Consider the following 6,100-nt stretch of genomic DNA (forward strand, 5'->3'; position numbering starts at 1 on the left):
GGCCCGGGGGCGGTGGGACGGGAGACAACATCGGGTCTCACCCTGACTCCCCTCGGAGGGGGAGGACCCATGCCCGAGACCGTCTTCGTCGACAACATCTGGAACGACTTCGCGCACAGCTACGATCAAATGATCCCCGAGCTGCCGTGCTACCAGCGGCAGCGCGAGAAGATCCTCCGCGACACCCGGGAGCGCTCCTACGTCATCGACGCGGGGTGTGGCACGGGGCTCGTGAGCGAGCCCCTGGTACGGCGTGGGCAGCGCGTCGTCGGCTTCGACAACAACCAGGCCATGCTGGCCCTGGCGGTGCGCCGCCGCGCGAAGGAGCCGGAGGCGGTGCGCGCCCGCTGGACGCTGTTGCCCGGGGACGTGACGACCTTTCCCCTGGAGGTGGAGGGGGCCGCGGACGCGGTGGTGATGAACAACGTCCTCTTCTACGTGAAGGACCCGGAGGCCGTGCTGCGCGAGGCCTGGACGCACCTGAAGCCCGGCGGCGTCCTGTGCATGACGAGCAACAAGCGGCCCCGGCCCGACCTGGAGCTGGTGCTGAAGAACTCCATCCGGGAATGGGAGTCCCAGGGACGCTGGACGGAGAGCCTCCAGCGCGCGGTGAACCACCACCGCACCTGCGCCCAGCGGCTCACCACGGACCCCAACGAGATGGTCACCTTCCTGGACACGGACCAGGCGGTGAAGCTGCTGGAGAAGGTGGGCTTCAGCGAGGCGCTGGTGGCCGACGGCGACGACTACTACGGCGAGAACTTCTACGTCTGCATGCGCAAGTAGGGAGCCCTTCCATGAGCAACGTGAACCCCCGTTTCCAGCGCAACCTGGGCGTCCTCCACCCGCAGACCATGGACAAGCTCGCCAGCACCCACGTGCTCGTCGCCGGCGTGGGCGGCGCCGGAGGCCAGTGCGCGGTGGACCTGACGCGCCTGGGCTTCGGCTGCCTGACGCTCGCGGACTTCGACGTCTACGAGCGCCACAACATCAACCGGCAGATTGGCTGCTTTGAAAGCACCCTGGGCCAGCACAAGGTGGACGTGGTGGAGCGCATGTGCCGGGACATCCACCCGGACCTGCGCGTGCACAAGCTGAAGGAGGGCATCACCGACGCCAACGTGGCGCACGTGCTCCAGGGCCTGGGCGGCCTGCCGCCGGTGGACTACGTGGTGGAGGTCATCGACATCGCGGGGGCCCGCGCCAAGGAGTCGCTCCACCAGACGTGCCGGGAGATGGGCATCCCCATCATGACCGGGCTGATGCTGGGCTTTGGCGCCGCGCTGCACGTCTTCCAGCCGGACGCGCCGCTCTACGAGGAGCTCTTCATCCTCCCGGACGGCCGCATCGACCTGCCCAAGATCATCCCGCACCTGGGCAGCTACATGCTCCAGGAGTACATGGATGCCTGCTACCAGGGAAAGGGCCACGCGCCCACGTGCGTGATTGGCGCCACCACCGCCGCGGGGCTGATGGTGAGTGAAATCATGCGAGGCGTGATGCTGGGGGCTCGCGCGATGGTGTCCTGGCCCGAGTACCTCTACGTGGACCTCTTCGACCACCGCTACGTGCGCGGCTCCGTCAGCGCCACCCGTCCGGCCCGCCCGGTGGGGCAGGGCGCGAGGGGCTGAAAAGGTCGCCCGCGCGAAGGCTTCTCTCTCCGGGGCCGGGGGCCCTTCTGAAGGGCCCCCGAATCCCCCCGGGGACTACATCACCACGCCGCGCGACCGCGCTTCGTTCACCAGCTGCGTTCCATCCACGCCCAGCCGCCGGGCGATGAAGCCCGCCGCCCCGTCCGCGTTCTTGTGCACGCGGATGAATTGGTCGTCATACGTGCGCGTGACGATGAGCATCCCCGACACGATGACGCGCTGGAGGTTGTGCTGCAGCTCGTTGCCTTCGATGATGACGTGGATTTCGGAGAACAGCGCCCGCGCGTCCGACAGCATGTTGGACAGGTGCCGCCGCTGTTCGCTGTTGGGGACCGCGGACTTCGCTCCCGCGATTGTCACCAGCACCAGCGGCTGCTGCTGATGTTGTTGGTAGGCGGCCTGCATCTTCTGGAACACCGCCTGAATCTCTTCCGGCGTCGGTGGAGCGTCCCAGCGCAGGAAGAACACCTTGTCGATGACGTCTGTCTTGTAGACCGGAAGTGCCATGGCGTTCGCGACTCCTTCGTGTCGGACCCAGCGGCCGTCCCGGTCGGTACGCGTCCGGGCTTTCTCCCTGGGCCTATGGGACATCCTGCTCTTCAGCCGCGGTCAAGAAACTAGCCCTGGAGGCTGACATTGCTGAGACGACACATCGGCTCGGCCCTGACGGCGTCACGGACTGTGTGTTCGCCTCGGAGGCCCCCTTGGATGTCAGCTGTTGGATGCTGAACCCAGACGCCAGGGCTGCCCGCCCTGTCTGCCTATTCCGTTCCATGTAACAAGTTTCAACGGCGATTCCCCATGAAAACAAGAAGGCCCCGGGAGCACGGTGGCTCCCGGGGCCTTCAAGAGACTTCAGGTCTTCAAGCGGAAGCGGTTACCCGCCGGAGACGGTGGTCTCCACCAGGTTCGCGTCGCCGTTGATCTGCGCGTCCGTGAAGAGGATGGGGCGCCACTGCTTCTGGGAGTAGCGCAGGGTCTGGTCCGCGTAGTGCGGGGACTTGGGGTCGCCGGACTGGCTGTAGGTCAGCACGGCGTTGGCGTTGGGGCCCGCGTCGGTGAACTGGAGCGCCATGATGAAGGAGCTGCCGTTGTTGATGGGGTAGCCCTCCTTCGCCAGCAGGGTGTTGGCGTTGTACGTGGCCGTGTGGGGCTGGGCGAAGTCGAACACCGTGGTGCGGGCGGCGCCGTAGGACATCACGTTGGTGATGCCCTCGCGGTGCATGCCGCCGTGCAGGGGGATGGCGGTGCCCGAGCGGGTGGTGAACTGCACCTGGCCCAGCGTCTTGTCCAGCGCGTTGCCGGAGCGGTTGATGGTGAAGACGGCCTGCGCCAGCTTCACCAGCACCGGGTCGTCACCCGTGGCGGGCGCGGGCGTCAGGGTGTTGGGCGTGGCGATGGGGTTGGCCGGGTCGAAGGCCACGTCGAACAGCGGCCCCTTGTTGACCAGCTGCGCGCCGGTGTACGCGCCCAGGAACTCGCGGAAGATGAACGCGCCCTTCTGGTCCAGGTCGTAGCGCCCGTTCCAGCCGGCCAGCAGCGCGCAGGCCTGGCTGATGTCCACGGCGGTGCCGTTGTAGGTCGCCGTCGTCTTGCCCGTGCAGCGCTCCACGACGGCCGCGCGCAGCAGCTCCTCCATGGAGCTGCGGTTGCTGAACACGGCCGTCTTCAGCTCGTCGAAGCTGAACTTGCCGTCCGCGCCGGAGGCGCCGGTGGCCGTGGCCTCCGTGAGGACCTTGGCGTTCATGCGCGTGCGCGGCGACTGGGCGACGCCTTCGAAGCCGTGCAGCGGGGAGAAGCCGGTGAGCGGCGCGGCGGGGTTGGCCAGCCAGTAGCTGTCGTTCGCGTTGAAGACGAAGTCCTTGCGCTCCAGCTGCGGCACCTTGGCGAAGGGCACGAGGCCGGGGCTGCGCGAGCCCGGCTCCACCTGCCACTCATTGGCCGGATCGCTGCCGTTGAGCACCACGAAGCCCAGGGCCTGGAAGATGCCGTAGGTGACGTTGAGGGCGGGCGTGTTCGCCTCGGTGGCCCACTTCGTGTACGCGTCCTTCGTGAGGTTGGGCGTAGGCGTGGCGTCCGTGTACCAGGCGTTGCCGTCCTTGTCGGCGAACATGGTGTTCACCCAGGGCAGGCCCTGCTCGGTGGCGTAGACGCTCTTGAACTCGGCCAGCGTCTTGGCCTTGTTCATGCCGTGGAACTGGTCCAGGAACTTGGTGTTGTCGATGTTCGCGTCACGCAGCGTGAGCGCCGTCTGGCTGTTCCAGCCCAGCGCGCCGGGGGGGAAGCCCGCCGGGGCGGCCGAGTCCGGGAAGGCGATCATCGGGCCGTAGTGGCTGAACCAGACGGTCTGCGTGTAGTTCGTCAGCGACCCTTCCGACAGCTTCACCAGGATGGTGAAGGTCTTGGAGGTCATCTGGCGCTCTTCGGTGCCGTACTTGTAGACGGTCGGCTTCCCCGGGACCAGCTGCACCTGGTAGATGGTCGCGCGCTGGCCGGCGGAGAACGTGTGCGTCCAGGCCAGGTTGTCATTGAAGCCGATGAGCACCGCCGGCACGCCCATGAGGCCCACGCCGTAGACGTTCATCTGGCCCGGCACGGTCAGCTGGCTCTCCCACAGGCGCAGCTCGCCTTCCCAGGGGAAGTGCGGGTTGGCCATCACCATGCCCTTGCCGTTGTCGGTGCGCTCACCGCCCAGGGCCCAGCCGTTGCTGCCGAAGTCCGCCAGCTTCAGCCGCTGGAGTTCCTCCAGCGACGGCATCCGCGGGCGCAGCGCGGCCTGCTTCGGGTCCACGGACTGCGCGCCCACGGTGGGGGGCGTGGCGGACGGGATGGTGAGCGCCAGCGCGTTGATGCCCGCCAGCAGCGTCAGGTCCGTGTTGTACGCCAGCAGGTCCACCGGGGTGATGGGCTTGACCCAGGCCGCGTTGGCGCACTCGGTGGGACGGGCCTCCGGGGGCGTGTCCTGCAGGTACTTGTTGTAGCCGGCCACATAGCCGGTGACCATGTCCTGCATTTCCTGGGACAGGGTGGGGAAGGCCGCTTCCGCGCGCCCCATCAGGTCCATGGCCAGGTACGCCAGGTCGCTGCCCACGTGCTTGTTGCCCGCGCCCTGACCCAGGTAGCGCGCGCGCTCGCCGCGCACCTTGAGGACCTGATCCGCGAGGGTGCAGACGTGGTCCTGCGCGAAGGCATAGCCCTGGCCGAAGCCCAGGCTGCCGTAGTTGTCCGCGGTGATGTGCGGAATGCCGTACGACGTGCGCTTGATCTTCGCCGTGTACTTCGGAGTGGTCGGCGTCGGAGTCGGGTCGACCGGCTCCTTGTCGTCACATCCGCTGCTGAACGCGGCGAGCGCCAGGGACGCGATGAGGGAGAAAGAAAGACGGCGGGTCCGGACAGAACGGAACCCACCGCGAGGAGGAAGATTATCGGGGATGTGCTCGGGCATGGCGGCCCGGAGACTAGGAAGGTGGCGATTCGCCGGTCAATGTTTCTGGGATTTGACTTTTCCACGGAGACGAAACGGACGGATGCGTTGCGTCGTGGGTTTGGGAAAGCCGGAAAGACGGTGTGTGTTACATGTGAGCCATGACGTCCGAGCCCTCGTCGCCGCCCGCGGCGCGCCGCCAGCGCCGCCACTTCTCCATGATTCGCACCTTCGTGCTGGCGGACTTCGTCACGCTCGGCAACGGCTTCTCCGGCGCCGGGGCCATCCTGGCGGCCATGCAGTCGCTGGCCACCAACAACCCACGCTGGTTGTGGGTGGCGTTCTGCCTGATGCCGGTGGCGCTGGCGATGGACGTGGCGGACGGCCGCATCGCCCGGTGGCGCTTCCGCAAGTCGCCGCTGGGCGCGGACCTGGACTCGCTGGCGGACGTCATCTCCTTTGGCATGGCGCCCGCGGCGCTGGCGTTCGCGGTGGGCCTGCGCGGCAACCTGGACGTGGCGGCGCTGCTCTACTTCGTCGCGTGTGGCATCAGCCGCCTGGCGCGCTTCAATGTCACGTCCGCGGAGCTGTCCGACGGAACCGGCAAGGTGAAGTACTTCGAGGGCACCCCCATCCCTACCAGCCTGGTGCTGGTGATGGTGCTGGCGGTGGCGACCTGGCAGGGCCGCATTGGAGACGCGTTGTGGGGCGGGGTGTGGAACCTGGGCCCGCTCCAACTGCACCCGCTGGCGCTGCTCTACGTGGTCAGCGGCAGCGCGATGATCAGCAAGACGTTGCGGATTCCGAAATTCTGAAGTCTTCCGCCGGGGTGGGCGGGGGTGGTGCCATCCAGTGGACGTTCTGGAGGGCAGTTCCCCTGTTTTTCCCACGGTGAGGCGGTTGGCAGTCCCGGGGTGGGTGCCTAGCTTCGCCACCTGATCCGCGAGGGCCACACCCGGAAGGTGTGGCCGCGTTCGCGGCTTCAAGGCTTTTGGGCGAGGCGGGGAGGGACTGTCTCTTATAC

General features: G+C 67.4%; 5 protein-coding genes. 3 read left to right on the forward strand and 2 right to left on the reverse strand.

Annotation, left to right across the window (positions count from 1 at the left end; translation table 11 throughout):
- Positions 1-69 precede the first annotated feature (69 nt).
- Together D7V77_RS39325 and D7V77_RS39330 are read left to right on the forward strand one after the other, a co-directional pair.
- A complete protein-coding gene (locus tag D7V77_RS39325) occupies positions 70-786 on the forward strand; it encodes a class I SAM-dependent methyltransferase (protein WP_120581338.1) in 717 nt (238 codons plus the stop codon).
- A gap of 11 nt (positions 787-797) precedes the next feature.
- Positions 798-1,631 carry a ThiF family adenylyltransferase gene (locus D7V77_RS39330; protein ID WP_120581339.1) on the forward strand — a complete coding sequence of 278 codons (834 nt, stop codon included), beginning with the start codon at positions 798-800 and terminating at the stop codon, positions 1,629-1,631.
- A 75-nt stretch (positions 1,632-1,706) separates the two neighbouring features.
- Here D7V77_RS39330 and D7V77_RS39335 read toward each other — a convergent pair whose 3' ends face one another.
- A complete protein-coding gene (locus tag D7V77_RS39335) occupies positions 1,707-2,159 on the reverse strand; it encodes a DofA protein (RefSeq protein ID WP_120581340.1) in 453 nt (150 codons plus the stop codon).
- A gap of 370 nt (positions 2,160-2,529) precedes the next feature.
- Entirely contained in the window at positions 2,530-5,097 is a 2,568-nt protein-coding gene (locus D7V77_RS39340) for an acylase (protein ID WP_120581341.1), read from the reverse strand.
- 140 nt (positions 5,098-5,237) lie between these two features.
- Between D7V77_RS39340 and D7V77_RS39345 the strand changes: the two genes are divergently transcribed.
- Complete coding sequence (locus D7V77_RS39345) at positions 5,238-5,891, forward strand: phosphatidylcholine/phosphatidylserine synthase (protein ID WP_120581342.1); 654 nt, start codon at positions 5,238-5,240, stop codon at positions 5,889-5,891.
- The last annotated feature ends 209 nt before the right edge of the window (positions 5,892-6,100 follow it).

It is taken from the genome of Corallococcus sp. CA041A, from assembly GCF_003612075.1.
In the GTDB taxonomy this organism is placed as follows: Bacteria; Myxococcota; Myxococcia; order Myxococcales; family Myxococcaceae; genus Corallococcus; species Corallococcus exiguus.